This is a genomic window from Streptomyces cinereoruber, from assembly GCF_009299385.1.
GTDB lineage: Bacteria > Actinomycetota > Actinomycetes > Streptomycetales > Streptomycetaceae > Streptomyces > Streptomyces bikiniensis.
The window spans coordinates 4,720,073-4,746,135 of sequence record NZ_CP023693.1; the positions used below are offsets into that span (position 1 = coordinate 4,720,073).

The window sequence follows — 26,063 nt, forward strand, 5'->3', positions numbered from 1 at the left end:
CTTCAGCGTGCGGTGAGGCTCTGTTCACCGGTTGTTGTGGCCCAGTTGGGCCGGAAAGCGGAATGCCCTTCTAGCGTCCTCGACGTGCCATCACGTACCCGAGAAGCGATACGGACCGCCGTACTCGCCGACTCCGACACCCGGTGGAAATGGGGCGCCCTCACCGCGCGCCGCATCACGGCGACCGGCGCCGAACCCACCGGCTTCGTCCTGCGCGGACGCGCCACCCCCACCGCCCGCCAGCTCGCCGAGACGGGGGTGTCCACGCACGCCCCGCGCGAGGTGACGGGCGCGGAGTTCCTGCGCGCCGTACGGGACGCGGAGGCGCGCGGCGAGGGGTACGACGTGGTCGTCCTCGCCCTCGTCGGCGGCACCGTCCGGGCCGTCCTCCAGGGCCTGGCCGACCTGGGCCTGGAGCGGCGGCCGGTGATCGTCACCGGGTACGTCGGCGTCGTCTACGAGAAGCTGACCGACGGGCTCCTGCTGCGCCACGGCGCCGACGTCGTCCTCGCCAACTCCCGCCACGACGCGGAGCGCTTCCGCGCGGTGTACGAGGGGGTGGGCGCCGGGTCCGACCCGGTCGTGGAGGCGGCGCTGCCCTTCCTCGGCGGCGCCCCGTACGAGCCCGCCGCCGGCCGGGACACCCTGGTCTTCGCCGCGCAGCCCTCCGTGCCCGCCACCCGCGCCGAACGCGCCTACGTGCTGCGGCGGCTGATCGGGCACGCCCGGCTCCACCCGGGCCGCGAGGTGCTCCTCAAACTGCGCTCCAAGCCGGGCGAACACACCACGCACCTGGAGGAGTTCCCGTTCCAGAAGCTGGTCCGCGAGCTCGCGCCGCCGGACAACTTCCGCCTGGTGTACGGGCACATGGGCGAGGTCCTGGACCGCACCGACCTCCTGGTCACCGTCTCCTCGACGGCCGCCCTCGAAGCGCTGCACCGGCGGATCCCGACCGCGATCCTCACCGACCTCGGGGTCCGCGAGGCGCTCGGCAACCACCACTTCGTCGGCTCCGGCCTGCTGGCCTCCTTCGACCGGCTCGACAAGGGGGCCGTGCCGGCGCCCGACGCGACCTGGCTCGCCCGCCAGGGGGTCGCCTCCGACGGCTCGTACGAGGAGGCCTTCGACGCGGCCCGCGCCCGGGTCGCCGCGCTCCTCGCCCTGCCCGGACTCCCCCCGATCAGCCCCTACTACACCGCGGAGACGGCCCCCGGCTACCTGCCCGGGATCCTCGCCCGCCACCGCCTGGACGTCACCGCGCCGGAGCCCCGCGAGAGCGGCCTGCGCCGGATCGTCCGGGAGGCCGCGCGGGGCGCGTACCGCCACGGCGTACAGCGCGTGGCCCCCGTCGTCCGCCGCCTGGGAGAACTCTGATGACCACCGCACCCGCTTCGGGGCCTGCCGCTCCTGCGCCTGGAGCCTCTGCTCCTGCGCCTGAGGCCGCCGTACCCGCTTCCGGGCCTGCTGGACGTGCGCCCGAGGCCGCCGCTCCTGCCTCCGGGACCGCGCCCGCCTCCGCGACCGCCGCGTCCGCCCCCGCGCCCGTCGTCCTCGCCGTGATCCCCGCCCGGGGCGGTTCCAAGGGCGTGCCCGCCAAGAACCTCGCCCCGGTGGCCGGGGTCCCGCTGGTCGGCCGGGCCGTCCTCGCCTGTCTCGGCGCCCGCCCGGTCACCCACGTCGTGGTCTCCACCGACGACCCCGCCATCGCGGCGGCGGCCCGCGCCGCCGGTGCCGAGGCCGTGCACCGCCCCGCCGAGCTCGCGGGCGACACCGCCACCAGCGAGGCCGCCGTCCTGCACGCCCTGGACGCCTTCGAGGCCGCCCACGGCCGTACCGCCGACGTGGTCCTCCTCGTCCAGTGCACCAGCCCCTTCCTCACCCCCGCCGAGATCGCCGAGACCGCCGACCGGATCCTGACCGGCGCCGCCGACACCGCCTTCACGGCCGCCCCGTCGCACGGCTTCCTCTGGCGCGAGACCGAGCGGGGCGCCGAGGGCGTCAACCACGACAAGGCGCACCGCCCCCGCCGCCAGGACCGGGAGCCCGAGTACCTGGAGACCGGCGCCGTCTACGCCATGGCCGCGCCCGGCTTCCGCACCCACCGGCACCGCTTCTTCGGCCGCACCGCGCTCGTCGCCACCGACCCCGCCCGGGTCCTGGAGATCGACGACCCGCACGACCTGGCCCGCGCCAAGGCCCTCGCCCCGCTCCTGGACGCGCCCGTCACCCCCGGCTTCGCCGACGTGGACGCGGTGGTCCTGGACTTCGACGGCACCCAGACCGACGACCGGGTCCACCTCGACGCCGAGGGGCGCGAGTTCGTCTCCGCGCACCGCGGCGACGGCCTCGGCATCGCCGCCCTGCGCCGCGCCGGACTCCCCGTCCTGATCCTCTCCACCGAGCAGAACGCCGTCGTCGCCGCCCGCGCCCGCAAGCTCCGCATCCCCGTCCTGCACGGCATCGACCGCAAGGACCGGGCCCTCAAGGAGTGGTGCGAGGCCGAGGGCATCGACCCGCAGCGCGTCCTCTACGCCGGCAACGACGTCAACGACCTGCCCTGCTTCCACCTCGTCGGCTGGCCCGTCGCGGTGAGCAGCGCCCACGACTCCGTACGGGCCGCCGCCCGCGCGGTCACCGCCACCCCGGGCGGCGCCGGAGCGGTCCGCGAGATCGCCGCCTGGCTCCTCGGACCCGAGCTCGACACCCCCGTACGCGCCGACGCCGCGCGCACGACCCCCGCACGCACCACCACCGAACCCTAAGGACCCGCACCATGAGCACCCGTCTCCGCACCCTCGGCACCAAGACCGCCGGCCCCGGGCAGCCCGTCTACGTCACCGGCGAGATCGGCATCAACCACAACGGCGAGCTCGACAACGCCCTCGCCCTGATCGACGTCGCCGCCGAGGCCGGCTGCGACGCGGTCAAGTTCCAGAAGCGCACCCCCGAGATCTGCACCCCGCGCGACCAGTGGGACATCGAGCGGGACACCCCGTGGGGCCGCATGACGTACATCGACTACCGGCACCGCGTGGAGTTCGGCGAGGAGGAGTACCGGGCCATCGACGCGCACTGCAAGGAGCGCGGCATCGACTGGTTCGCCTCCCCGTGGGACACCGAGGCCGTCGCCTTCCTGGAGAAGTTCGACGTCCCCGCCCACAAGGTGGCCTCCGCCTCCCTCACCGACGACGAGCTGCTGCGCGAGCTGCGCGCCACCGGCCGCACGGTGATCCTCTCCACCGGCATGTCCACGCCGAAGCAGATCCGGCACGCCGTCGAGGTCCTGGGCAGCGACAACATCCTGCTCTGCCACGCCACCTCCACCTACCCGGCCAAGGCCGAGGAGCTGAACCTGCGCGTGATCCAGACGCTCCGGGAGGAGTACCCGAACGTCCCGATCGGCTACTCCGGCCACGAGACCGGCCTCCAGACCACCCTGGCCGCCGTCGCCCTCGGCGCCGTCTTCGTCGAGCGCCACATCACCCTCGACCGCGCCATGTGGGGCTCCGACCAGGCCGCCTCCGTCGAGCCGCAGGGCCTTCAGCGCCTGGTCCGCGACATCCGCACCATCGAGACGGCCCTCGGCGACGGGGTCAAGAAGGTGTACGAGTCGGAGCTCGGCCCGATGAAGAAGCTCCGCCGGGTCCAGGGCGCCGTCGCCTCATGACCGGGCAGCTGGCGTTCGTCGAGAGCCCGGTCCAGCTCCTCAACGTCCTGGAGTGGGCGCACACCCGGAGCCCCGGTACGGGCACAGGTGTGACCCCCGGCACGGAAGCACCCGCCACGGGCACGGCTCCCGGCACCGGGGCGCCCGCCACGGGAGCCCCCGCCGCCGGGAAGCCCGCTTCGGGAGCCCCCGCACCCGTCACGGCACCCGGCACCACGCCAGCCCCCCTCACGGTCGTCGTCCTCTCGCCGACCGACCCCATGTCGCGGGGCCAGCTGCGCCGGATGGCCCAGCTGGCCCGCGACGAGGGCCTCACCGTCCACTGGCAGGAGGCCCGCGACGGCGGGGGCGCCCTCCTGCGCACCCTGCGGCGGCTCGCCGGGCCGCTGCGCTCGGCGGAGCGGGTGATCATCGGGGACCCGTTCTCCCGGTACGTCCAGCTCCTCCTGACCCTCTTCGGCCCCCGGCACCTGACCGTGGTGGACGACGGCACCGCGACGATGGAGTTCGCCGCCCAGCTCGGCCGCGGCGAGCGCCTGGTCCGCTGGCACCGCAAGGGCAGCCTGGGCCCGCGCGAGCTGGTCCTCGCCCCCGTGACCACCCTGGCCCGGCGGCGGCTCGCCCCGGCCCGGGGCCGTACCGTCGAGATCTTCACCTCGCTGCCCGTGGAGGCCCCGGCGGGCGTCGAGGTCACCGGGAACGCCTACGCCTGGACCCGCGCCCGCTTCGGCCCGCCGCTGCTCACCGGCGGCGCGGACCTGGTCGGCACCTCCCTGGTGGAGACCGGGGTGGTCGACGCCGACCACTACGCGCGCGTGGTCGGCGAGCTCGCCGACGCCCACGGCGCCACCCGCTACTTCGCGCACCGCAGGGAGGGCGCCGAGAAGCTGCACCGGATCGCGGTCGACACGGGCCTCCAGGTGGTCCGGCCCGAGCTGCCCCTGGAACTGGTCGCCCGGCGCGGCCCGGTCGGCCGCACGATCGTCAGCTTCCCGTCCACGGTCGTGCACACCCTGCCGCTGGCCCTGGCCGGCACGGGCGTGAGGGTCGCCGTCTGCGAGGTGGCTCCCGAGTGGCTGCGGGCGACGGCCTCCCCGCGCGCGCAGGGCTTCCTCTCCGGGGTGACGGGCACGGCGGCCCACGAGGTCGACCGGCTCACCGCCCGTCCGGCCCGCCCCGCCGACCGGCTCGAATTCGGGTGATGTTTCCCCTCGCCGATGCGGGGCAATCGGGTGAGGATACCCACATGGAGTGGTCCCTAAGCCCGGAAAATCGAGGTTCTTTCCCCTAACGGACTGAACTTTTCGTGATCAACGGGCAGTTGACCACCCTGAAGGCCTACCCTTCAAAAGGTGAACCAGTTGAAGTCCCGTGAGCCAGGCTCCGTCACTCTGTCCGGAAAGCTGCCCGCAACCCTGCGCGACGAACTGATCATGTTCCGCAGGGACTTGCACATGCATCCCGAGCTCGGGAAGCAGGAGTTCCGTACGACCGCCGCGCTCAAGGCACGCCTGGAGGCGGCCGGACTCGCGCCGGAGGTCCTTCCGGCGGGCACCGGACTCATCTGTGACATCGGCACGCCGGACCCGGACCGGCCCATGCTGGCGATCCGCGCCGACCTCGACGCGCTGCCCATCCCGGACGTCAAGACCGTCGCCTACCGCTCCACCGTGGCCAACCGCGCCCACGCCTGCGGACACGACGTCCACACCACCTCCGTCCTCGGCGCGGGCCTCGTCCTCGCCGAGCTGGCCCGGCAGGGGCTCCTCCCCAACGCCGTGCGGCTGATCTTCCAGCCCGCCGAGGAGGTCCTGCCCGGCGGCGCCGTCGACGTGATCGAGGCCGGCGCCCTGAACGGGGTCGGACGGATCATCGCCGTCCACTGCGACCCGAGGGTCGACGCGGGGAGGATCGGCCTGCGCGCCGGGCCCATCACCTCCGCCTGCGACCGGCTGGAGATCACCCTGGACGGCCCCGGCGGCCACACCGCCCGGCCGCACCTCACCACCGACCTGGTCACCGCCGCCGCCCGCGTCGCCACCGACGTCCCCGCCGTCCTGGCCCGCCGCGTCGACGCCCGCTCGGGCCTCTCCGTCACCTGGGGCCGCATCGAGTCCGGCCACGCCCCCAACGTCATCCCGCAGCACGCCGAGCTCTCCGGCACCGTCCGCTGCCTCGACCTGCCGGCCTGGCGCGACGCGCCCGACCTGGTGCACGCGGCCATCGACGAGGTCGCGACCCTGCACCGGGCCAAGTCGACCGTGACGTACGTCCGGGGCGTCCCGCCGGTCGTCAACGACGCGGCCGTCGCCGAACTGCTCCGCGACGCCATGGCCGCCCGGCGCGGACCGCACGCGATCGAGGACACCGAGCAGAGCCTCGGCGGCGAGGACTTCTCCTGGTACCTGGAGCACGTCCCCGGCGCCATGGCCCGCCTCGGCGTCCGCGTCCCCGGCGACACCCGCGTCCGCGACCTGCACGCCGGCGACTTCGACGTGGACGAGAACGCCATCGAGGCGGCCGTGGAACTCTTCACGGCGGCGGCGCTGCTCGACGGCGCGCGGGAGGCCTGAGGGCCCCCGGGGCGCCGAGCCGCCCCGTACGCCCGAGCGATGCTTTCCGGCCGGACGGACCCCCTCATCCGTCCGGCCCACCCGTTCCCCCCGACGGCCCAGCGCCCGGCGTGTCCCCGTACGCCCCCTGTCGCGCCGGGCGTCCCCGCCGGTATAACCGGCGGTACCGGGCCGAACGCCCTCGGTCGCCCCGCGCGGCCGGTTCGCGACGATCCGATAACGACTCATGAACGGGTCTTTAACTGACATCTACGCGCGTTACGATCGCCGCGAAACCAGCGCCGGAAGAGGCGCTTTCGGTCAGTCTTGAAGGGACCCTCCTCTTGCGCCGGATCACCAGGATCACGACCGTGGGCATCGCCTCCGCGGCGCTCGCCCTCTCCGCCACCGCGTGTGGCAAGTCCTCGACGGACGCCGGTTCCAGCTCCGCCTCGGACTCGAAGAACATCACGGCCGCCATCGCGTACGACATCGGCGGCCGCGGCGACCAGTCCTTCAACGACGCCGCCTACGCGGGTCTGAAGAAGGCCGAGGACGAGCTCGGTGTCAAGGGCACCGAGGCCGAGCCCTCGGAGGGTGAGGGCGACGCCGACAAGGTGCAGCGCCTCACCGCCCTCGCCCGCGCCGGGAACAACCCGGTCATCGGCGTCGGCTTCGCCTACGCCCCGGCGATCGCCAAGGTCGCCAAGGCCTACCCGAAGACCACCTTCGGCCTCATCGACGACACCTCGGTGACCGCCCCGAACATCGCCAACCTCGTCTTCAACGAGGAGCAGGGCTCCTACCTGGCCGGCGTCGCCGCCGCCAAGACGTCGAAGACCGGCACGGTCGGCTTCATCGGCGGCGTCGAGGTCCCGCTGATCAAGAAGTTCCAGGCGGGCTTCGAGCAGGGCGTCAAGGACACCAACCCCAAGGCGAAGGTGCTCGTCCAGTACCTGACCCAGCCGCCGAACTTCGACGGCTTCTCCAAGCCCGACCTCGGCAAGGCCGCCGCGCAGGGCCAGCTCGACAAGGGCGCCGACGTGATCTACGCCGCCGCCGGTCTGGCCGGTTCGGGCTCGATCGAGGCCGCCGCCGCCGCTGACAAGTGGGCCATCGGCGTCGACTCCGACCAGTACAACCAGGCGGGTCTGGCCTCCTACAAGGACCACATCCTGACCTCGGTCACCAAGGACGTCTCGGACTCCGTCTTCAACCTGATCAAGTCGGTCAAGGACGGCAAGCCGCAGTCCGGTGAGGTCCGCTACGGCCTGGCCCAGGACGGCGTCGGCCTGTCCGACTCCAACCCGGCGTACAAGAAGATGACCGACGTCATCGCCGCCGTGGACGAGGCGAAGAAGAACATCGTCGACGGCAAGATCACGGTCAAGACCGCTCCGTAAGGAACCGCGGGTCATCGACCTCAGGGCCCGGCGACGGTGGGACCCCACCGGAGCCGGGCCCCGTTCCCGTACGGATTTTCGTCTTTCGGCAGCGCTACGCGTGTAGATGTCTCCCTGGCACGATAACTTCGCCCCGCCCTGCCCTCCCGCTCCCACTCCTTCCGGCCAAGGAGAGTGCGTCATCAACGCGTCCAGCCCCCCTGCCGTAGAACTGCACGGCATCACCAAGCGATTCCCCGGCGTCGTCGCCAACAAGGACATCGCCATCACGGTCCGCAAGGGCACCGTGCACGCCCTCATCGGCGAGAACGGCGCCGGCAAGTCGACCCTCATGAAGATCCTCTACGGCATGCAGAAGCCGGACGAGGGAACGATCGCCATCGACGGCGAGCAGGTCGCCTTCGCCAGCCCCGGCGACGCCATCGCGCGCGGCATCGGCATGGTGCACCAGCACTTCATGCTCGCCGACAACCTCACCGTCCTGGAGAACGTCGTCCTCGGCGGCGAGAAGCTCCACGGCATCGGCGCCAAGGCCCGGAAGAAGATCCAGGAGATCTCCGACCAGTACGGCCTCGGGGTCCGCCCGGACGCCCTGGTCGAGGACCTCGGCGTCGCCGACCGGCAGCGCGTGGAGATCCTCAAGGTCCTCTACCGCGGCGCCCGGATCCTCATCCTCGACGAGCCGACCGCCGTCCTCGTCCCGCAGGAGGTCGACGCGCTCTTCGACAACCTGCGCGAGCTCAAGTCCGAGGGCCTGACCGTCATCTTCATCTCGCACAAGCTGGGCGAGGTCCTGAAGGTCGCCGACGACATCACCGTCATCCGCCGGGGCACCACGGTCGGCACCGCCGACCCGAGGACCGCCACCACCAAGCAGCTCGCCGAGCTGATGGTCGGCAGCGAGCTGCCCTCCCCGGAGACCCGCGAGTCCACCGTCACCGACGTGCCGATGCTCCAGGTCCGCAACCTGACCCTGTCCGAGGCCGGCGCCGTCGCCGCCGCCCCGCTGACCAGCGCGGCCCCGCCGGACCCGGCCAAGGCCACCACCGTCCTGGAGGAGGGCGCCGAGGGCCGCAAGCTCCTCGACGACATCTCCCTCACCATCCACAAGGGCGAGATCCTCGGCATCGCGGGCGTCGAGGGCAACGGTCAGACCGAGCTCATCGAGGCCCTCATGGGCATGGCCACCCCCGACGCGGGCACCATCTCCCTCGACGGCCGGGACATCTCCAAGGTCTCCGTGCGCAAGCGCCGCGAGGGCGGCATCGGGTACATCCCCGAGGACCGGCACCGCCACGGCCTGCTCCTGGAGGCCCCCCTCTGGGAGAACCGCATCCTCGGCCACGTCACCGAGGCCCCCAACTCCAAGCGCGGCATCCTCGACCCGAAGGCCGCCCGCCAGGACACCGAGCGGATCGTCCGCGAGTACGACGTGCGCACCCCCGGCATCGACGTCACCGCGGCCTCCCTCTCCGGCGGCAACCAGCAGAAGCTGATCGTCGGCCGCGAGATGAGCCACGCCCCCAAGTTCCTGATCGCCGCCCACCCCACCCGCGGCGTGGACGTCGGCGCGCAGGCGCAGATCTGGGACGCGATCCGGGACGCCCGCCGCGAGGGCCTGGCGGTGCTGCTGATCTCCGCCGACCTCGACGAGCTGATCGGCCTCTCCGACACCCTCCGGGTCATGTACCGCGGCAAGCTGGTCGCCGACGCCGACCCCGCCACCATCACGCCCGAGGAGCTGGGCTCCGCCATGACCGGCGCGGCCTCCGGCCACCTCGAAGGCACCGAAGAGCAGTCCGAAGACGGTGACGCCCGATGATGAAATTCGACAAGGACCGGCTGATCCTGGGCGCGGCGGGACCGGTGCTCGCGCTGGTCTCCTCGTTCGTGCTCACCGTGCTGGTGCTGCTCGCGACCGGACTCGACCCGATCGAGCCGATCCGGATCATGATCGAGAACGCCGGGTACTCCGACATCCAGGTCCTGATCGTCAACCAGACCGGGATCTACTACCTCGCGGCCCTCGCCGTGGCGGTCGGCTTCCGGATGAACCTCTTCAACATCGGCGTCGACGGCCAGTACCGGCTCGCCGCGATGGTCTCCGCCCTCGTGGGCGCCTCCGTCGAGCTGCCGGGCCCGCTGCACATCCTCCTGATCGTGCTCGTCGCCATGCTGACCGGCGCCTTCTGGTCCGGCATCGCCGGCATCCTCAAGACGACCCGAGGCGTCTCCGAGGTCGTCTCGACGATCATGCTCAACGCCATCGCGACCTCCCTGGTGGCCTGGCTGATCCTGCCGAAGAACTTCGGCGTCCAGCCCGAGGGCTCCAACAACCTCACCACCGGTGAGATCGCCGAGTCCGGCTGGTTCCCCGGCATCGACATGGGCCAGGGCAACGGCGTCATCTACGGCTTCACGTTCGTGGCGCTCGCCCTCGGCGTCGTCTACTGGTTCGTCCTCAACCGCACCCGGTTCGGCTTCGACCTGCGCGCCACCGGCGCCAGCGAGTCCGCCGCCCAGGCCAGCGGCGTCGACGCCAAGCGGATGATCCTCACCTCGATGCTGCTCTCGGGCGCGCTCGCCGGCCTCTCCGGCATGCCGACGCTGCTCGGCGAGTCCCACACGTACAGCCTCGACTTCCCGGTCGGCGTCGGCTTCACCGCCATCACCATCGCGCTGCTCGGCCGCAACCACCCGGTCGGCATCCTCTTCGCCGCCCTCCTCTTCGCCTTCCTCGACAAGGCGTCCTCGTCGCTCGACACCTTCGGTTACCCGAAGGAGATCACCAAGATCATGCAGGGCATCATCGTGATCGCCGTGGTCGTCTCCTACGAGCTCGTCCGCCGTTACGGCCTCCGCCGCCAGCAGCAGAAGGTCGGCGAGGAACTCGCCGCCGGCGGCGCCCTCAAGACCGACAAGGAGGTCTCGGCATGAGCACCGCCGCTGCCACCAAGCCGAGCGCCGCGCCCAAGGGCGGCGGACGCCGCAAGCTCACCCTGCCGTGGATCATGCTGATCGTCGCGGCCGGCCTCGTGCTCTTCTCGCTGGTCCGGGTCGTCTCCGGGGCCAACGACCTCACCTCCGTGGGCCAGGTCTCCGGCGCGCTCCAGCTCGCCGTCCCGATCGGCCTCGCCGGCCTCGGCGGCCTGTGGGCCGAGCGCGCGGGCGTCGTCAACATCGGCCTCGAGGGCATGATGGTCCTCGGCACCTGGTTCGGCGCCTGGGCCGGCTACCAGTGGGGCCCCTGGACCGGCGTCCTGTTCGGCCTCGTCGGCGGTGCGATCGGCGGTCTGCTCCACGCGATCATCACCGTCACGTTCAACGTGAACCACATCGTCTCCGGTGTGGCGATCAACATCCTCGCGGTCGGCTTCACCCAGTACCTGTCGAACTTCACGTTCGCCGAGGCCCCGGGCGGCTCCTCCAAGCAGTCCCCCCGCATCGACGAGATCACCAAGATCACGATCCCAGGGCTCTCCGACTGGTTGCAGGACCTCCAGGCCAAGCACTGGTTCCTGATCTCCGACCTCGCCGGCATCCTCGGCGGCCTGGTCACCAACCTGTCGCTGCTCACCGTCGTCGCGATCCTGCTGATCCCGGCCACCTGGTGGATCCTGTGGCGCACGGCCTTCGGCCTGCGGCTGCGCTCCTGCGGCGAGAACCCGGTCGCCGCGGAGTCCCTGGGCGTCAACGTCTACAAGTACAAGTACATCGCCGTCACCGTCTCCGGCGCCCTCGCCGGCCTCGGCGGCGCCTTCCTCGCGATCGTCGCCACCGGCATCTACCAGGAGGGCCAGACCGGCGGCCGCGGCTACATCGGCCTCGCCGCGATGATCTTCGGCAACTGGATGCCCGGCGGCATGGCGCTCGGCGCCGGACTCTTCGGCTTCACCGACAGCCTCAAGCTGCGCGGCGGCGCCGAGAACGTCCACGCGCTGCTGCTCCTGGTCGCGCTGCTCCTGGTGATCGCCGCCCTCTGGCAGCTGTACAAGAAGAAGTACGTGGTCGCGGTGGTCTCCGCCGCCTTCTCCGCCGTCTTCTTCCTCTGGTACGCGCTGACCGACGAGGTCCCGAGCCAGTTCGTCGACGCCGCCCCGTACGTCACCACCCTCCTCGTGCTCGCCCTGTCGGCGCAGCGCCTGAGGATGCCGAAGGCGGACGGACTGCCCTACCGGAAGGGCCAGGGCAAGTGACCGCGGCGCTCTCCGAGGCCGACTGGGAGGCCCTGCGGGTCACGGCGCGCGAGGCGATGTCCCGCGCGTACGCCCCGTACTCGGGCTACCCGGTCGGTGCGGCGGCCCTCGTGGACGACGGGCGGACGGTCTCCGGCTGCAACGTGGAGAACGCCTCCTTCGGCCTCGGCCTGTGCGCCGAGTGCGGGCTCGTCTCGCAGCTCCAGGCCACCGGCGGCGGCCGGCTGACCCACTTCGTCTGCGTGGACGGCCGGGGCGAGCCCCTGGTCCCGTGCGGACGCTGCCGGCAGCTCCTGTACGAGTTCGGGGGCCCCGACCTCGTCCTGGAGACCCCGGCCGGGCTGCTGCCCCTGGCCGACATGCTCCCGCAGGCCTTCGGCCCGGACCACCTGTCCAAGTAGCACTTCGGAGCGGCCCTTCCGGCACGATGGAAGGGCCGCTCCTCCTTTCACCCTCTATGCGCGTAGAAAGAGGCACCACCCCATGGACGTCATCTCCGTCATCCGGACCAAGCGGGACAAGGGCGAGCTGAGCCCCGAGCAGATCGACTGGGTCATCGACGCGTACACCCGCGGCGCGGTCGCCGACGAGCAGATGTCCGCCCTGGCCATGGCGATCCTGCTGAACGGCATGAACCGCGACGAGATCGCCCGCTGGACCGCGGCCATGATCGCCTCCGGCGAGCGCATGGACTTCTCCTCGCTCTCCCGCCCCACCGCCGACAAGCACTCCACCGGCGGCGTCGGCGACAAGATCACCCTCCCGCTCGCCCCGCTCGTCGCCGCCTGCGGCGCGGCCGTGCCGCAGCTCTCCGGCCGGGGCCTCGGCCACACCGGCGGCACCCTCGACAAGCTGGAGTCGATCCCCGGCTGGCGCGCGCTGCTCTCCAACGAGGAGATGCTGCACGTCCTCGACACCACCGGCGCGGTCATCTGCGCGGCGGGCGACGGCCTGGCCCCGGCGGACAAGAAGCTGTACGCGCTCCGCGACGTGACGGGCACGGTCGAGGCCATCCCCCTGATCGCCTCCTCGATCATGTCCAAGAAGATCGCCGAGGGCACGGGCTCGCTGGTCCTGGACGTCAAGGTCGGCACCGGCGCCTTCATGAAGAGCATCGAGGACGCCCGCGAGCTGGCCTCCACCATGGTCCAGCTCGGCACCGACAGCGGCGTGAAGACGGTCGCGCTCCTCACCGACATGTCCACCCCGCTCGGCCTGACCGCCGGCAACGCCCTGGAGGTCCGCGAGTCCGTCGAGGTCCTCGCGGGCGGCGGCCCGGCGGACGTCGTCGAGCTGACGATCGCGCTGGCCCGCGAGATGCTCGACGCGGCCGGCATCAAGGACGCCGACCCGGCGAAGGCCCTCGCCGACGGCTCCGCGATGGACGTCTGGCGCCGGATGATCGCGGCCCAGGGCGGCGACCCGGACGCGACCCTCCCGGTCGCCCGCGAGCAGCACGTCGTGACGGCCCCGTCCTCCGGCGTCCTGACCCGCCTCGACGCCTACGACATCGGCATCGCCGCCTGGCGCCTGGGCGCGGGCCGCGCCCGCAAGGAGGACCCGGTGCAGGCGGGCGCGGGCGTCGAACTCCACGCCAAGCCCGGCGACACGATCACGGCGGGCCAGCCCCTCCTGACCCTCCACACGGACACCCCGGAGAAGTTCGACTACGCCCTGACCTCCCTGGAGAACGCCTGGGACGTCGCCCCGACGGGCACCTCCTTCGAAGCCTCCCCGATCGTCCTGGACCGCATCGCCTGAACCGAGGGCATATGCGCCTGACACGTTCAGGCGAACGGGACCGGTGGACCCCCGCCGGTCCCGTTCGGCATGCTGGGATCGGTGACGACCGACTGAGGAGCACACCATGAGCGCACTCGCCGTCGAGCCCGAGCCTGCCATGGGTGACGGGTGGGACGAACTCGTCCGGATCTGGGAAGAGACGGACGCCCCCGAGGGCTGCAAGGTGGAGATCATCGAGGGGATCGTCACCGTGGCGCCACCGCCCGCCAACCAGCACAACAGCATTGCCGCGAAGGTTCACCGGATCCTGATCCGTGAGATTCCCGAAGAGTGGAACGTCTACCAAACGCTCGGGCTCGCCTTTCCTGACCGGGCCGGGATGTACATGCCGGACCTGGTCGTCGCGCCCGAGGCGGCCGTGGACGATGAACCGGGCAACTTCGTTCCGGCAGCGGTGGCCGAGCTCGTCGTGGAAATCACCTCGAAGTGGAACGCGAACCACGACCGGATCGTGAAGCTCCAGGCCTACGCCACCGCCGCCGTCCCCCTCTACCTGCTCATCGACCGCTGGCACTCCGGCCGCCCCACCGCCACCCTCTACGGCGAGCCGAAGAACGGCCTGTACCGGGTCCTCGACGCGGTCGAGTTCGGCAGGGAACTCCACCTCCCCGTCCCCTTCGACCTGACGATCGACACCGGCACCTTCCCGCCGGACACGCCCTAGAGCCCCGTCCCCGACAGCAGCCCCGGCAGCGTCCGCATGTCCTCGAAGACCACCGTGCCCGGGCCCGTCAGGCGGTGGGCGGGGGTCAGGCCGCCGCAGTAGCCGAAGGCGCGCATGCCGGCGGCGCGGGCCGCCTCGACGCCGTACGGGCTGTCCTCCACGACCGCGCACCGCTCGGGCGGGACGCCCATCGTGGCGGCGGCGTGCAGGAAGAGGTCCGGGGCGGGCTTGCCCCGGGCGACGTCGCGGGCGCTGAAGATCCGGTCCTCGAAGCGCTCCAGGAGCCCGGTGCGGCCGAGGTTCCGCCGGATCGTGGGGTGGCTGCCGTTGGAGGCGAGGCAGTACGGGACGGACAGCGCGTCCAGGACGTCGGTGACGCCCTCGACGGCGGTCAGCTCGGCGTCGAGCGCGTCCTCGTACCGCTGCCGGAAGGGCTCGTTCCAGCCGGGCTCCAGGGGGCGCCCGATGCGCTCCTCCAGGATCGCGGTCAGGACCTCGTGGGAGGAGCCCACGAACCGCTCGACGATCTCCGCCTCGGTGAACTCCGCCCCGAGCCCGGCGAACACCTCCCGGTCCACCCGGCAGTAGATCCGCTCGCTGTCCACGAGGACGCCGTCGCAGTCGAAGATCACCAGTTCGACAGGTTCGAGAGTCATGATCGAGAGCCTAGCCAGAGGGGCCTCCGATGAGTTCCCGGCCCCCGGCCGGTCTCATCGGACGTGGACACCAGCCAGCCGGGCACCAGTCGGCCCCTCGTCGTGACCCTGACCGCCCGGCCCGGGCGGGAGGAGGTCGACCGCCTCTGCGCGCGGCTCGCCGCCGCCCCGCCCGCCGAGGTCGTCTGCGAGGCCGGCGCGCTCGTGCCCGCCGGGCTCGCCGCCGTCGACGCCCTCGCCCGGCTGGGACTCGCGGCGACCCGGCACGGCCACCGCCTCCGCGTCGAGGGAGTGGGCCCCGAGCTGCGGGCCCTGCTCCGGCTCACCGGGCTCGACGAAACCCTAGGCCTCCAGCCGTGACGGCAGGTCGAAGAGCGGGAACCAGCGCTCGGTGTCCAGGAAGAAGTCCATCCCCGCCACCTTGCCCTCCCGCAGCTCCAGGACGATCAGCGCCCAGGGGCTGAAGCCGCCCTCCGGGTCCGGGTGGTACTGCGCGAACGCCGGCGAGCCGTTCGCCACGGTCGGCACCAGCTTCGAGCCCGCGCAGACCTCGCCGACGCCCAGCATCCAGCCCACGATGTCGTCGTGTCCCCGGAGCCACAGGTCGTACGGCGGCATGGACATCGTCGCGTCCTCGTGGAGGAGCGCGGTCAGCGCCTTCATGTCGTAGCCCTCGAAGGCCGCCACGTACCGCTCCAGGAGTGCCTTCTGCTCCTCGTCCAGCGGGTCCGCCGGGTCGGAGGCGGCCGGGGCCTGCTCGGCCAGGGTCGCGCGGGCCCGCTGGAGCGCGCTGTTCACCGAGGCCACGGAGGTGTCGAGGAGCTCGGCGACCTCGCTCGCCCTCCACGCGAGCACCTCGCGCAGGATGAGGACCGCCCGCTGCTTGGGCGGCAGGTGCTGGAGCGCGGCCACGAACGCGAGCCGCACGGTCTCCCGGGAGACGGCCGCCTCCGCCGGGTCCGCCACCGACGGCAGCACGCGCCCGTCCGGCACGGGCTCCAGCCAGGTGATCTCGGGCTGCTTCACCAGCTGCGCCTGGGCCACGGGCGTCGGGGAGGTCAGGTCCATCGGCCGCGCCCGCCTGTTCCCCGCGTTCAGCGCGTCGAGGCAGACGTTGGTCGCGATCCGGTACAGCCAGGACCGCAGCGAGGAGCGGCCCTCGAAGGAGTCGAGCGCCTTCCAGGCCCGCACCATCGTGTCCTGCACCGCGTCCTCCGCCTCGAAGGAGGACCCGAGCATCCGGTAGCAGTAACCGGTCAGCTCACGGCGGTACTTGTCGAGTTCCTCGGTCGTCGCGACCACGGTGTCGCTCATCGGTCCACACCCCGCTCACCCTCATCGGCACCCGTCCGGTGCCGATGGGAGCGAAGCTACCGCAGCGCACTGACAGCCGGGGTCAGGTTCCCGGCTTGCGCCCGTAGACGTACACGTCGTCGCCGTTGCGCAGCAGGTTCCAGTACGCCTTCGCGTCGGCCGACGTCATGTTCACGCAGCCGCCCGAGCCCGGCGGGTTCCACATCGACTTGGTGGTCGAGTGGAAGGCCTGGCCGCCGTCGAAGAACTGCGAGTACGGCATGGCGACGTTGTAGAGCGTCGACCAGTGGTTGATGTTCCGCCAGTAGATCTTCTTCAGGCCGGTGCGGGTCTCCGTCCCGTCCTTGCCCGTGCGGACCGGCACCGGGCCGTACTTCAGGGTGGCGCCGTCCTGGATCCAGCTCAGCTGCCTGGTCAGGTCCACGCAGGCGATCCGGCCCTTGTTGGTCGGACACTTGCGGTCCTTGTTCGGGTTCTTCCCGGCCGCCTTCTGCTGGAGCATCGTGTTCATGGTGCGCCAGGTGATCTCGCCCGCGTATCCGGCGGTCGGGGTGATCCCGTGCTTCTTCTGGAAGGCCTGGATGGCCTTGCAGTCGGCGGACGACTGGCGTCCGTCGACCGGCCGGGCCAGGAACTTCTCCACCTGCTTCTGGTACGGGCCGGTCGTCACGTTGCAGGAAGCGGCCTCGGCCGTCCCCGTGCCCAGCGCGACCGTCAGCGGCACCACCAGCGCCGTGAGCCCCGCCGTGACCGCCGCTCTGCGGCCCGTCCGCCGTATGGATTCCCTCATGATCGTCAACTCCCCCTTGAGTCCTGCCCGAGAAGACGAACGGGGGAGCCCGACGGTTGCGGTCCCGGAGGGGACGGAATCGGGGCGCGCCGGGCGCGGGCGGAACCGGGACGGACCGGGCGCCGCTCAGGCGGTCGCCGGACGGAGCCGCCGCGCCTCCACGCGCGCGCTGTGCGTGCCGTACAGGGTGATCGAGACGACGCCGAGGACCGCGACCAGGCCGATCAGGACCGTGCCCGCCCAGCCGCCCGCGTGGAAGGCGACCGCGCCGAGCGTGCCGCCCGCGCTGGAGCCCAGGTAGTACGCCGACTGGTACAGCGCCGAGGCCTGCGCCCGGCCCGTCTTCGCCGTCCGGCTCACCGAGGAGGACGCGACCGCGTGGCCCGCGAAGAACCCGGCCGTGATCAGGACGAGGCCCGCCAGGACCGCCGGGAGCGCGTCGGCCAGCGAGAGCAGCAGGCCCGCGGCCGTGGTGGAGACCGCCAGGTAGAGCGCCCCGCGCCGGCCGAGCCGCCCGACCAGCTTCCCGGCGGCGGCCGAGGAGACCGTACCGACCAGGTACACGAGGAAGATCGAGCCGATCACGCCCTGCGGCAGCGAGAACGGGGCCTCCACCAGGCGGTAGCCGATCACGGTGTACACCGCGCCGAACACCGTCATGAACAGCGCGCCGATCGCGTACAGCCGCATCAGGAGCGGGTCGGAGAGGTGCGTGCGGACGGTGCGCGCCAGCGCCTTCGGGTTCAGCGTGCCCGGCGTGAAGTGCCGGGCCTTCGGCAGCAGTGCCCGGAAGGCGACCGCGCACGCCAGGGAGAGCAGGCCCACGGCGGCCAGGCCCGCGCGCCAGCCCCACAGCTGGGCGACCCAGCCGGACACGATCCGGCCGCTCATCCCGCCGATGGAGTTGCCCGCCACGAAGAGGCCGATCGCGCCGATCAGCGCCTTGGGCCGCACCTCCTCCGCCAAGTACGCCATCGCGGAGGCCGGGAGCCCGGCGAGCGCCGCGCCCTGGAGGGCGCGCAGCACGACCAGGGACTCCAGGTTCGGCGCGAGCGGCACCAGGAGCGCCAGGGCGACCGCGACCGACAGGGAGGCGGTCATCAGCGTGCGCCGGCCGAAGCGCTCCGAGAGGGCACTGAGCGGCAGGACGCACAGGGCGAGGGCGCCGGTCGCGGCGGAGACCGTCCACGAGGCGGCGGAGGCGGTGGCGCCGAACCCGGCGGAGATCGCCGGGAGGAGGGCCTGCGTGGAGTAGAGGAGGGTGAAGGCGGCGAGCCCGGCGGCGAAGAGCGCGAGGCTCATGCGGCGGTGGCCGGGGGCACCGGGAGCGAGGCGGGTGTCGGCGGACGCGAGGGTGGCGGCCGCCCTGGTACTGGCGGAAGGCATGCCACGAACGTAGGACGGTCGCTTTCATGCGTCCAATGCACGGAACTGCTGTAATCGTTCCCATGGCGCATGAGTACAGGTCACAGCCCCGCCTGTCACCGAACAGTAACGAAGAAGACATGGGGCTGCTGCTCGCGCCCCGGCTCGCGTACTTCGCGGCCGTCGCCCGGCACGAGCACGTGACCCGGGCCGCGGCCGAGATGGGCGTCCCGCAGTCCACGCTCTCGCGGGCGATGGTCCGGCTCGAACAGGACCTCGGCGTGGCCCTCTTCGCCCGCCGGGGCCGCACGGTCTCCCTCACCCCGGCCGGCCGCCGCTTCCTCACCGCCGCCGAGCGGGCCCTCGCCGAGGTGGAGCGGGCCGCCGACACCGTACGCGCCGACGCCGACCCGGCCGCCGGACGGGTCGCCTTCGGGTTCCTGCACACCATGGGCTCCGAGACCGTCCCCGGGCTCCTCCGCGCCTTCCGGGTCGACCACCCCCGGGTCCGCTTCACCCTCGTCCAGAACTACGGCGAGGCCATGATCGAGCGGCTGCGGGCCGGCGACCTCGACCTCTGCCTGACCTCGCCGGTGCCGGACGCCCCCGACCTGGTGGCCCGGCGCCTGGACGAGCAGCGGCTGCGGCTCGTCGTCCCGGACGACCACCGGCTCGCGGGCCGCAAGCGGGTGCGGCTCGCGGAGGCCGCCGACGAGACCTTCGTGACCCTGGAGCCGGGGTACGGGCTGCGCCGCATCACCGACGACCTGTGCGCGGAGGCCGGGTTCAAGCCCCGGGTGGCCTTCGAGGGCGAAGAGGCCGAGACCCTGCGCGGCCTGGTCGCCGCCGGTCTCGGCGTCGCCCTGCTGCCCCCGCCGGCCGTGCCCCGGCCCGGCGTCGTCGAACTGACCGTCACCGCCCCGCGTGCGGTCCGCGAGATCGGGGTCGCCTGGCTCGACGGGCACCCGGACACGGCCCCGGTGGCCGCCTTCAAGAAGTTCCTCCTGAGCCGGCGCGGCCACCTGCTCCCGAAGGAGCCCGCGCCCCCGGCGTGAGCCCGGCCCCCGGGCCTACCGCCGCCGCGCGCCCCCGAACCCCGCCGCCAGCGGCATCCGCAGCCCCAGCGGCGGGGGCGCGGCGAAGGCGTCGGTCAGCGGGCGGGCGACCGGCCGGGAGAAGAGGGCGCCGAGGACGAAGTCGGCGGCCAGGGCCCGGACCTCGTCCGCGTACTGGCGCAGCGCGTGCCCGTCCGAGTGCACCTCGAAGCGGCAGGTCTCCCGGTTCGCCTTCTTGGCCCGCTCGGCGAAGCGGAACGACAGCTCCGGGTCCCTCCGGGAGTCGTTGGTGCCGTGCACCAGCAGCACCCGGCGCCCCACCAGCTGCCGCACCGGCTCCGGTTCGGCCGCCACGTCGTCCTCCGGGAGCCAGGGGGCGAGCGCCAGGACCGCGCCGACCGCGTCCTCCCCGGCGGCCCGCAGCGCCGCCCGCCCGCCGAGCCCGTGCCCGGCCAGGCAGACCGGGACGTCGCCGTAGCGCCGTACCGCCTCCGCGACCGCCCAGGCGGCGTCCGCCGCGAGGTCCGCGTCCGCGCCGTTCCAGCCGCGCGCCCGGTAGCGCACCACGTGCGCGACGAGCCCCTCGTCCCGGCCCGCCCGCACCAGGGCGCGCCCGAGCGGCAGCATCGCCGCGTGGGCCCGCGCGGAGGCCCGCCGCCTCGACGACGGCTCGCCGTCCGGAAGCAGCAGCACCACGCCGCCCACCGCCGACGTGCCGGAACCTGCGACGGACCGTCCGAGCCGGGGTCTCCGTGCGTCGGGCGGCCCCACGAGTGCGAAGTGCGCCATGGCAGAACAGTCTCAGAAGCGGAGGTGTACGCCAGCCGTACGCGCGGTCTCTGTTACGTATCGCCGCGCCCGACTCGAACGGGCGTGCCCGGCAACCCCGTTCGAACCCGGGGGCGCCGCCGCGGACGCACCGGAAGCCGGGCGTCACGAGGAGCGCTCTACGCGCGTAGGGGCTAGAGTGCGGCAATGACGAGCCAGACCCACAGCGTTCCCACCGCGGACCAGATCCGCCGCGCCCCGAAGGTGCTGCTCCACGACCACCTCGACGGCGGGCTGCGCCCCGGCACGATCATCGAACTCGCCCGCGAGCAGGGCTACGAGAACCTTCCCGAGACCGAACCCGACAAGCTCGGCGTCTGGTTCCGGGAGGCCGCCGACTCCGGGTCCCTGGAGCGGTACCTGGAGACCTTCGCGCACACCTGCGCCGTCATGCAGACCCGGGAGGCCCTCTTCCGCGTCGCCGCCGAGTGCGCCGTCGACCTCGCCGAGGACGGCGTCGTGTACGCGGAGGTCCGCTACGCCCCCGAGCAGCACCTGGAGGGCGGACTCACCCTCGAAGGGGTCGTGGAGGCCGTCAACGCGGGCTTCCGCGAGGGCGAGCGGCGGGCCAGGGAGAACGGCCACCGCATCCGGGTCGGCGCCCTGCTCACCGCCATGCGGCACGCCGCCCGCTCCCTGGAGATCGCCGAACTCGCCAACACCTACCGGGACTCCGGCGTCGTCGGCTTCGACATCGCGGGCGCCGAGGCCGGCTACCCGCCCACCCGTCACCTGGACGCCTTCGAGTACCTCAAGCGGGAGAACAACCACTTCACGATCCACGCCGGCGAGGCCTTCGGGCTGCCCTCCATCTGGCAGGCGCTCCAGTGGTGCGGCGCCGACCGCCTCGGCCACGGCGTCCGGATCATCGACGACATCGAGGTCGCGGACGACGGCTCGGTGAAGCTGGGCCGGCTCGCCGCCTACGTCCGGGACAAGCGGATCCCGCTGGAGATGTGCCCCTCCTCCAACCTCCAGACCGGCGCCGCCGCCTCGATCGGCGAGCACCCCATCGGCCTGCTCCGCACCCTGCACTTCCGCGCCACCGTCAACACCGACAACCGCCTCATGAGCGGCACGAGCATGAGCCGGGAATTCGAGCTGCTGACCGAGGCATTCGATTACACGCTCGACGACATGCAGTGGTTCACAGTCAATGCGATGAAATCCGCGTTCATTCCTTTCGATGAACGACTCGCCATGATCAACGAGGTCATCAAGCCCGGATACGCGGAGCTCCGGTCCGAATGGCTGTTCCAGCAGACCGCCGCGACCAGCGGATCTTCCCGTACGGAGGGCTGAACGGCGGCTCCGGTGAGGAGTACGGGCGGCCGGGTCTGCACGACACCCGGCCGCTTTCCGGTGTTTGCGGCGGGATCCCCCGCTGGTTAGGTTGCAGAGCCGCTCTGCATTCCCCGTTGCCCGGATTTCCCCGTACGGCTTTCCCGAAGCCCCCGGATTCCCCCAAGGAAGATTCTCAGATGAAGCAGTCCGCCAAGAAGCTCGGTGTCGCCGCCCTCGGTGCCGCTTTCGCCGCTGCCGCCGCCGGCACGGCCTCCGCCGCCCCGGCCGTGCCCGCCGCCCCCGACGCGCTCGGCCTGGTGACCCAGACCGTTCCGCTGGGCGACGGCCTCGGCGAGCTCCCCGCCGACGCCGCCGAGGGACTCCACGTCGGGCAGGGCGTCCTCGGCCAGGGCTTGGACCAGGCCACCAAGACCCTCCCGGCCGCCGCCGGCCAGGCCACCCAGAACCTCCCGCTCGACGCCGCCGCCGGCGGCCTCGGCGCCACCCCGCTCGGCGGACTCCTCGGCGGCCTGCCGCTGAACGGCCTCCCGCTCGGCTGACCCGGCCCGTACGGCTCCGTACGCACGCCGAAGGGGCGCACCCCCGGGAAGGTTCCGGGGGTGCGCCCCTTCGGCGTGCGTACGAGCGACCTACCAGGCCGCGCCCGCCGCCGCCTTCCGCTCCGACGGCAGCAGCAGCCACAGCGCCAGGTAGAGCAGGAACTGCGGGCCCGGCAGCAGGCAGGACGCCAGGAAGATCACGCGCATCGTCGTCGCGGAGGTGCCGAAGCGCCGGGCGAGCGCCGCGCACACCCCGCCGATCACGCGTCCGTCACGGGGGCGGATCAGTGCGGCCATGGTGGGCTCCTTCGGAGTCGGTCCGGGAGCCGCTCCGTCGGGCTCCCGGTGACTCCATACTGCCGCCGGAAAGCGGGACGAAGCGTCGGTCTACGGGGCGATCGGGACCCTGGAAATCGTCGGGGTCGCACCCTGAGAACCCTCGTCCCGCGGCAGGGCGGAACCCCGACCCCGCCCCCTCCCTCCGGACGACCCCGAGCGGCCCGCCTCCGACCTGCGGCGCAGCCAGATCCGCCCGGCCGGCACGAGCAGGAGGTGCGCGAGTGCCACGCCCGCCGTGTTCAGGAGCACCGAGTCCACGTCCACGACCTGCCCCGGCACCGCGGTCTGCAGCAGCTCCACCGCGAGCGACACCAGCGCCCCGGCGGCGGCCGTCCGCGTCAGGGAGGCCCAGCCGGGGACGTCGAGCCGCCCGTCGGCCATCGGGAGCAGCACCCCGAGCGGGGCGAGCAGCAGCAGGCCCTCCCCGATCAGCCGGGCCGCCTCGGCGGACCCCAGCGCGAGATCGGCCCGCAGCCCGTCCAGGGGCACCGTGTTCGGCGCGGTCACCCAGGCCACGTCCCGTGGGCGCAGGCTGATCCAGGCGACGAGCAGCAGATGCGCGACGAGGAGGACGAACCCCGTCGCGCGGACGACCACGGCGGCACTGCCGCCCGAACCTTGACGCTGCACGCACCCCAAGACGTGCCCGGGAGCGGAATCGGTTCCGCCGCGCCCCGGCTCAGCCGGTCGGGGCCGCCGGGGGCGACCCCGGGACCGGCTCCGAGGGCGAGGCCGTCGCGGTCGCCGGCGGAGCCGTCGGCGGCACGGACTCCGGGCGCTCGCGCAGCTCCGTCGTACACCGGTAGCGCTTCGGCGCGTACGGACCCGGGCCGCCGAGCAGGACCGTGCGGTCGCCCGCCCCCGCCGCGCTCTCCCCGAAGGAGCAGACGAGCTGCGACAGGGCGACCGGCGCCAGGTCCTCCGGCTGCCGGCTCAGCCGCAGCGCGCCCGCCGGGTCGCCCCGCCGCCCGCCGCCCACCGTCAGCGGACCGCGCACCGCGGTCGTGAAACCGGCCTGCCGCTCGGCCTCCGAGGGCACGGCGAGCAGCTGCGCGAGGAGCAGCCGGGCCGTCCGCACCGGATCGGCGTCCGCCTTCCCCTCCGGCAGCGGCGACCGGCGGTCCACCGTCTCCAGCTGCGAGCCGCAGACCAGGAACACCCGGACCGGCACGCTCCCGGCCGCGGTCCCCGTCGTCCCGTCCTCGGCCACGCTGCACGGCACCCGGGACGGGGCCGCGCCCGCGTCCACCGGGACCGACGTCGTCCTGATCCCGCAGCCGGCCACCAGGGCGGCGAGCGCGACCGCGCCGGCCGCGCTCCCGAGCGTACGGAGCCTCACGCTTCCTCCACCTCGCCCCGGCCGCTGCGGGTCTTCACCTCGCTGGTGATCCCGGAGGCGTCCAGGGGCAGCCGCAGCACGAACACCGCGCCGTCCACCTCCCCGTCCTCGCCCACCGAGTTCGAGGCCGTGATCGAACCACCGTGGATCAGGGCGTTCTCCATCGCGATCGACAGGCCGAGACCGCTGCCGTCCGACCGGGGCCGGGACGCGCTCGCCTTGTAGAAGCGGTCGAAGACGTGCGGCAGCACCTCCTCGGGGATGCCGGGGCCGTGGTCGCGGACCGCGATCACCAGCTCCCCGTCCTCCGTGCGCACCGACACCCGCACCGGCGAACCGCCGTGCTTGAGCGCGTTCCCGATCAGGTTCGCCAGGATCACGTCGAGCCGGCGCGGATCGAGCGGCACCACGATCCCGCGCTCGGCGTCGAGCTCCACCGCGTCCAGCCACGCGCGCGCGTCCACGCACGCCGTGATCTGGTCGGCGATGTCCACGTCGTCCAGGACGAGCCGGGCGGTGCCCGCGTCGAAGCGGGTCACCTCCATCAGGTTCTCCACCAGGTCGTTCAGGCGCCGGGTCTCGCTCACCACCAGCGCCACCGCCGGCGCGATCATCGGGTCGAGGGCGTCCTGCTCGTCCTCCAGGACCTCCGTGACGGCCGTCAGGGCGGTCAGCGGGGTGCGCAGCTCGTGCGACATGTCGGCCACGAAGCGGCGGCTGGACTCCTCCCGCGCGCTCATGTCCGCGACCTTCTTCTGCAGCGACTCGGCCGCGCCGTTGAACGTGCGCGACAGGTCGGCCAGTTCGTCCTCGCCGGTGACCCGCAGCCGGGTGTCCAGCTTGCCCTCGCCGAGCTGCCGGGCCGCCTCCCCGAGCCGGTGCACCGGCCGCAGCACGGTCGTCGCCGCGACCTGCGCGAGCAGCACCGAACCGGCCACCGCGAGCGCGGTGGCGATCCCCAGCGACCAGGCCAGCGAGTTCAGATCGGCCTTCTCCGCCGCCAGCGACTTGAACATGTAGCCGGCGGGCCCACCGCCGTCGATCCGCGTCCCGCCCACCAGGTACGGCGTCCCGCCCCGCTCCGTACGCTGCCAGAACAGGTGGTACGGATACGGGTTGGCGTCCGTCACCGGCCGCCGGGTGTCCACGGCCTCGCGCAGCGACACCGGCACGTCGGCCAGGGTGAAGTCGTCCGGGTCCGAGGCGCCCACGATCGGCTTGCCCTCGTCCCGCTCGCCGAGCAGCAGCACCTGGTAGTCCGCGCTGCCGCTCGCCATCTGCTCGGCGGTCCGCCGCAGGTCCTCCTGGCCGGGCCGCAGCGGCAGCGTCGCCACCCGGTTCTGCATCTCCTGCCGGAAGTCGTTGAGCGCCCCGTCCTGGGTGCGGGTGAGCACCGCCTCGCGGTTGAGCCAGTACGCGATGCCGGAGGCGGCGACGGCCGCGGTGAGCGCGACCAGGGCGAAGACTACGACGAGCCGCAGGCGCAGGCTGGAGAGGCGCAGCCGCGCGAGGATCCCTCTGCTCACGCAGGAACGTCCAGCCGGTAGCCGACGCCGCGCACGGTGCGGATCAGGGTCGGCGAGGACGGCACGTCCTCCACCTTGGCGCGCAGCCGCTGCACGCAGGCGTCCACGAGCCGCGAGTCGCCCAGGTAGTCGTGCTCCCACACGAGCCGCAGCAACTGCTGCCGGGACAGCGCCTGTCCGGGCCGCCGGCTCAGCTCCAGGAGCAGCCGCAGCTCGGTCGGGGTCAGCTGGAGGTCCTCGCCGTTCTTGGTGACCGTCATCGCCGACCGGTCGATGACCAGCGAGCCGTACGTCGCCGAGTCCGTCGACTCCCGCTCCCCGCGCCGCAGTACGGCCCGGATGCGGGCGTCCAGGACCCGGCCCTGCACGGGCTTGACGACGTAGTCGTCGGCCCCGGACTCCAGGCCCACGACCACGTCGATGTCGTCGCTGCGCGCGGTCAGCAGGATGATCGGCAGCTGATCGGTCCGGCGGATCCGCCGGCACACCTCGAAGCCGTCGATGCCGGGCAGCATGACGTCGAGCACGACCAGGTCCGGCCGCTGCTCGCGCAGCAGCTGGAGGCCGTCCTCGCCCGTGGCGGCGGTGGCCACCCGGTGGCCCTGCCGGGACAGGGACAGCTCAAGGGCCGTACGGATGGCGTCGTCGTCCTCGATCAGCAACAGAAAAGGCACGGCAGCATTCTGTCCCATACGGCCGTCCGAGTTCGACCGTCGGGGAGC

The 26,063-nt window shown here is 72.8% G+C and carries 26 protein-coding genes; 16 read left to right on the forward strand and 10 right to left on the reverse strand.

Going from position 1 to position 26,063, the window contains the following annotated elements:
- The first annotated feature begins 84 nt into the window (after positions 1–84).
- The 12 genes from CP977_RS21415 to CP977_RS21470 all read left to right on the forward strand — a co-directional run bounded on the left by CP977_RS21415 (position 85) and on the right by CP977_RS21470 (position 14,285).
- Positions 85–1,374 (forward strand): DUF6716 putative glycosyltransferase, encoded by a 1,290-nt coding sequence (locus tag CP977_RS21415; RefSeq protein WP_152370663.1) that lies wholly within the window; start codon positions 85–87, stop codon positions 1,372–1,374.
- 182 nt (positions 1,375–1,556) lie between these two features.
- Positions 1,557–2,762, forward strand: a complete 1,206-nt coding sequence (locus CP977_RS21420; RefSeq protein WP_062752562.1) for an acylneuraminate cytidylyltransferase — start codon at positions 1,557–1,559, stop codon at positions 2,760–2,762.
- Positions 2,763–2,773: 11 nt separating this feature from the next.
- Positions 2,774–3,667, forward strand: a complete 894-nt coding sequence (locus tag CP977_RS21425; RefSeq protein WP_062752561.1) for an N-acetylneuraminate synthase family protein — start codon at positions 2,774–2,776, stop codon at positions 3,665–3,667.
- Positions 3,664–4,869, forward strand: coding sequence for a hypothetical protein (locus tag CP977_RS21430; RefSeq protein WP_062752560.1), 1,206 nt, complete (start codon positions 3,664–3,666; stop codon positions 4,867–4,869). Before CP977_RS21425 ends, CP977_RS21430 begins: the two co-directional genes overlap by 4 nt.
- A 150-nt stretch (positions 4,870–5,019) precedes the next feature.
- Positions 5,020–6,240 carry an amidohydrolase gene (locus CP977_RS21435; RefSeq protein WP_062752559.1) on the forward strand — a complete coding sequence of 407 codons (1,221 nt, stop codon included), beginning with the start codon at positions 5,020–5,022 and terminating at the stop codon, positions 6,238–6,240.
- Between the two features lie 323 nt (positions 6,241–6,563).
- On the forward strand, positions 6,564–7,622 hold the full coding sequence (locus tag CP977_RS21440) for a BMP family lipoprotein (protein WP_062752558.1): 1,059 nt from the start codon (positions 6,564–6,566) through the stop codon (positions 7,620–7,622).
- Between the two features lie 106 nt (positions 7,623–7,728).
- A complete protein-coding gene (locus CP977_RS21445; protein WP_062752557.1) occupies positions 7,729–9,444 on the forward strand; it encodes an ABC transporter ATP-binding protein in 1,716 nt (571 codons plus the stop codon).
- Positions 9,441–10,559: an ABC transporter permease gene (locus tag CP977_RS21450; RefSeq protein WP_062752556.1), complete on the forward strand. Its 1,119-nt coding sequence runs from the start codon at positions 9,441–9,443 to the stop codon at positions 10,557–10,559. The genes CP977_RS21445 and CP977_RS21450 overlap by 4 nt, the downstream gene beginning before the upstream one ends.
- Positions 10,556–11,818 carry an ABC transporter permease gene (locus tag CP977_RS21455; RefSeq protein ID WP_062752555.1) on the forward strand — a complete coding sequence of 421 codons (1,263 nt, stop codon included), beginning with the start codon at positions 10,556–10,558 and terminating at the stop codon, positions 11,816–11,818. Before CP977_RS21450 ends, CP977_RS21455 begins: the two co-directional genes overlap by 4 nt.
- Positions 11,815–12,219: a cytidine deaminase gene (locus CP977_RS21460; protein WP_062752554.1), complete on the forward strand. Its 405-nt coding sequence runs from the start codon at positions 11,815–11,817 to the stop codon at positions 12,217–12,219. Before CP977_RS21455 ends, CP977_RS21460 begins: the two co-directional genes overlap by 4 nt.
- Before the next feature lie 82 nt (positions 12,220–12,301).
- Positions 12,302–13,579 (forward strand): thymidine phosphorylase, encoded by a 1,278-nt coding sequence (locus CP977_RS21465; protein WP_062752553.1) that lies wholly within the window; start codon positions 12,302–12,304, stop codon positions 13,577–13,579.
- 106 nt (positions 13,580–13,685) lie between these two features.
- On the forward strand, positions 13,686–14,285 hold the full coding sequence (locus CP977_RS21470; RefSeq protein ID WP_062752552.1) for a Uma2 family endonuclease: 600 nt from the start codon (positions 13,686–13,688) through the stop codon (positions 14,283–14,285).
- Here the strand turns inward: CP977_RS21470 and CP977_RS21475 are convergent.
- Positions 14,282–14,941 (reverse strand): HAD family hydrolase, encoded by a 660-nt coding sequence (locus CP977_RS21475; protein WP_152370664.1) that lies wholly within the window; start codon positions 14,939–14,941, stop codon positions 14,282–14,284. The two genes, CP977_RS21470 and CP977_RS21475, sit on opposite strands and share 4 nt — an antisense overlap.
- 63 nt (positions 14,942–15,004) lie before the next feature.
- On the opposite strand from CP977_RS21475, the gene CP977_RS21480 reads away from it, so the two are divergent.
- On the forward strand, positions 15,005–15,301 hold the full coding sequence (locus tag CP977_RS21480; protein ID WP_229991399.1) for an STAS domain-containing protein: 297 nt from the start codon (positions 15,005–15,007) through the stop codon (positions 15,299–15,301).
- On the opposite strand, the gene CP977_RS21485 is transcribed toward CP977_RS21480, so the two are convergent.
- The 3 genes from CP977_RS21485 to CP977_RS21495 form a co-directional block, all read right to left on the reverse strand.
- Positions 15,284–16,255, reverse strand: coding sequence for a sigma-70 family RNA polymerase sigma factor (locus CP977_RS21485; RefSeq protein WP_062752551.1), 972 nt, complete (start codon positions 16,253–16,255; stop codon positions 15,284–15,286). The genes CP977_RS21480 and CP977_RS21485 overlap by 18 nt on opposite strands.
- Before the next feature lie 82 nt (positions 16,256–16,337).
- Positions 16,338–17,045: a L,D-transpeptidase family protein gene (locus tag CP977_RS21490; RefSeq protein WP_062756911.1), complete on the reverse strand. Its 708-nt coding sequence runs from the start codon at positions 17,043–17,045 to the stop codon at positions 16,338–16,340.
- Between the two features lie 126 nt (positions 17,046–17,171).
- Positions 17,172–18,431, reverse strand: coding sequence for an MFS transporter (locus tag CP977_RS21495; protein ID WP_062752550.1), 1,260 nt, complete (start codon positions 18,429–18,431; stop codon positions 17,172–17,174).
- A gap of 62 nt (positions 18,432–18,493) precedes the next feature.
- Here CP977_RS21495 and CP977_RS21500 point away from each other — a divergent pair, with 62 nt between their 5' ends.
- Positions 18,494–19,465 (forward strand): LysR family transcriptional regulator, encoded by a 972-nt coding sequence (locus CP977_RS21500; RefSeq protein ID WP_030218010.1) that lies wholly within the window; start codon positions 18,494–18,496, stop codon positions 19,463–19,465.
- A 15-nt stretch (positions 19,466–19,480) separates the two neighbouring features.
- On the opposite strand, the gene CP977_RS21505 is transcribed toward CP977_RS21500, so the two are convergent.
- On the reverse strand, positions 19,481–20,254 hold the full coding sequence (locus tag CP977_RS21505) for an alpha/beta hydrolase (protein ID WP_062752548.1): 774 nt from the start codon (positions 20,252–20,254) through the stop codon (positions 19,481–19,483).
- Between the two features lie 186 nt (positions 20,255–20,440).
- On the opposite strand from CP977_RS21505, the gene CP977_RS21510 reads away from it, so the two are divergent.
- The gene (locus tag CP977_RS21510; protein WP_062752546.1) at positions 20,441–21,595 is read left to right on the forward strand and encodes an adenosine deaminase; all 1,155 of its coding nucleotides are present in this window, start codon (positions 20,441–20,443) and stop codon (positions 21,593–21,595) included.
- A 179-nt stretch (positions 21,596–21,774) separates the two neighbouring features.
- Entirely contained in the window at positions 21,775–22,137 is a 363-nt protein-coding gene (locus tag CP977_RS21515) for a hypothetical protein (protein WP_062752545.1), read from the forward strand.
- Positions 22,138–22,227: 90 nt separating this feature from the next.
- Here the strand turns inward: CP977_RS21515 and CP977_RS21520 are convergent, their stop codons facing one another.
- From CP977_RS21520 to afsQ1, 5 genes are all read right to left on the reverse strand, one after another.
- Positions 22,228–22,434, reverse strand: a complete 207-nt coding sequence (locus tag CP977_RS21520; protein ID WP_030218001.1) for a PspC domain-containing protein — start codon at positions 22,432–22,434, stop codon at positions 22,228–22,230.
- Between the two features lie 90 nt (positions 22,435–22,524).
- On the reverse strand, positions 22,525–23,115 hold the full coding sequence (locus CP977_RS21525) for a VanZ family protein (protein WP_208420666.1): 591 nt from the start codon (positions 23,113–23,115) through the stop codon (positions 22,525–22,527).
- Between the two features lie 40 nt (positions 23,116–23,155).
- Positions 23,156–23,815: a hypothetical protein gene (locus CP977_RS21530; protein WP_152370665.1), complete on the reverse strand. Its 660-nt coding sequence runs from the start codon at positions 23,813–23,815 to the stop codon at positions 23,156–23,158.
- The gene (locus CP977_RS21535; RefSeq protein WP_109185236.1) at positions 23,812–25,341 is read right to left on the reverse strand and encodes a sensor histidine kinase; all 1,530 of its coding nucleotides are present in this window, start codon (positions 25,339–25,341) and stop codon (positions 23,812–23,814) included. Before CP977_RS21535 ends, CP977_RS21530 begins: the two co-directional genes overlap by 4 nt.
- Positions 25,338–26,015, reverse strand: coding sequence for a two-component system response regulator AfsQ1 (gene afsQ1, locus CP977_RS21540; protein ID WP_017239746.1), 678 nt, complete (start codon positions 26,013–26,015; stop codon positions 25,338–25,340). Before afsQ1 ends, CP977_RS21535 begins: the two co-directional genes overlap by 4 nt.
- Positions 26,016–26,063 lie beyond the last annotated feature (48 nt).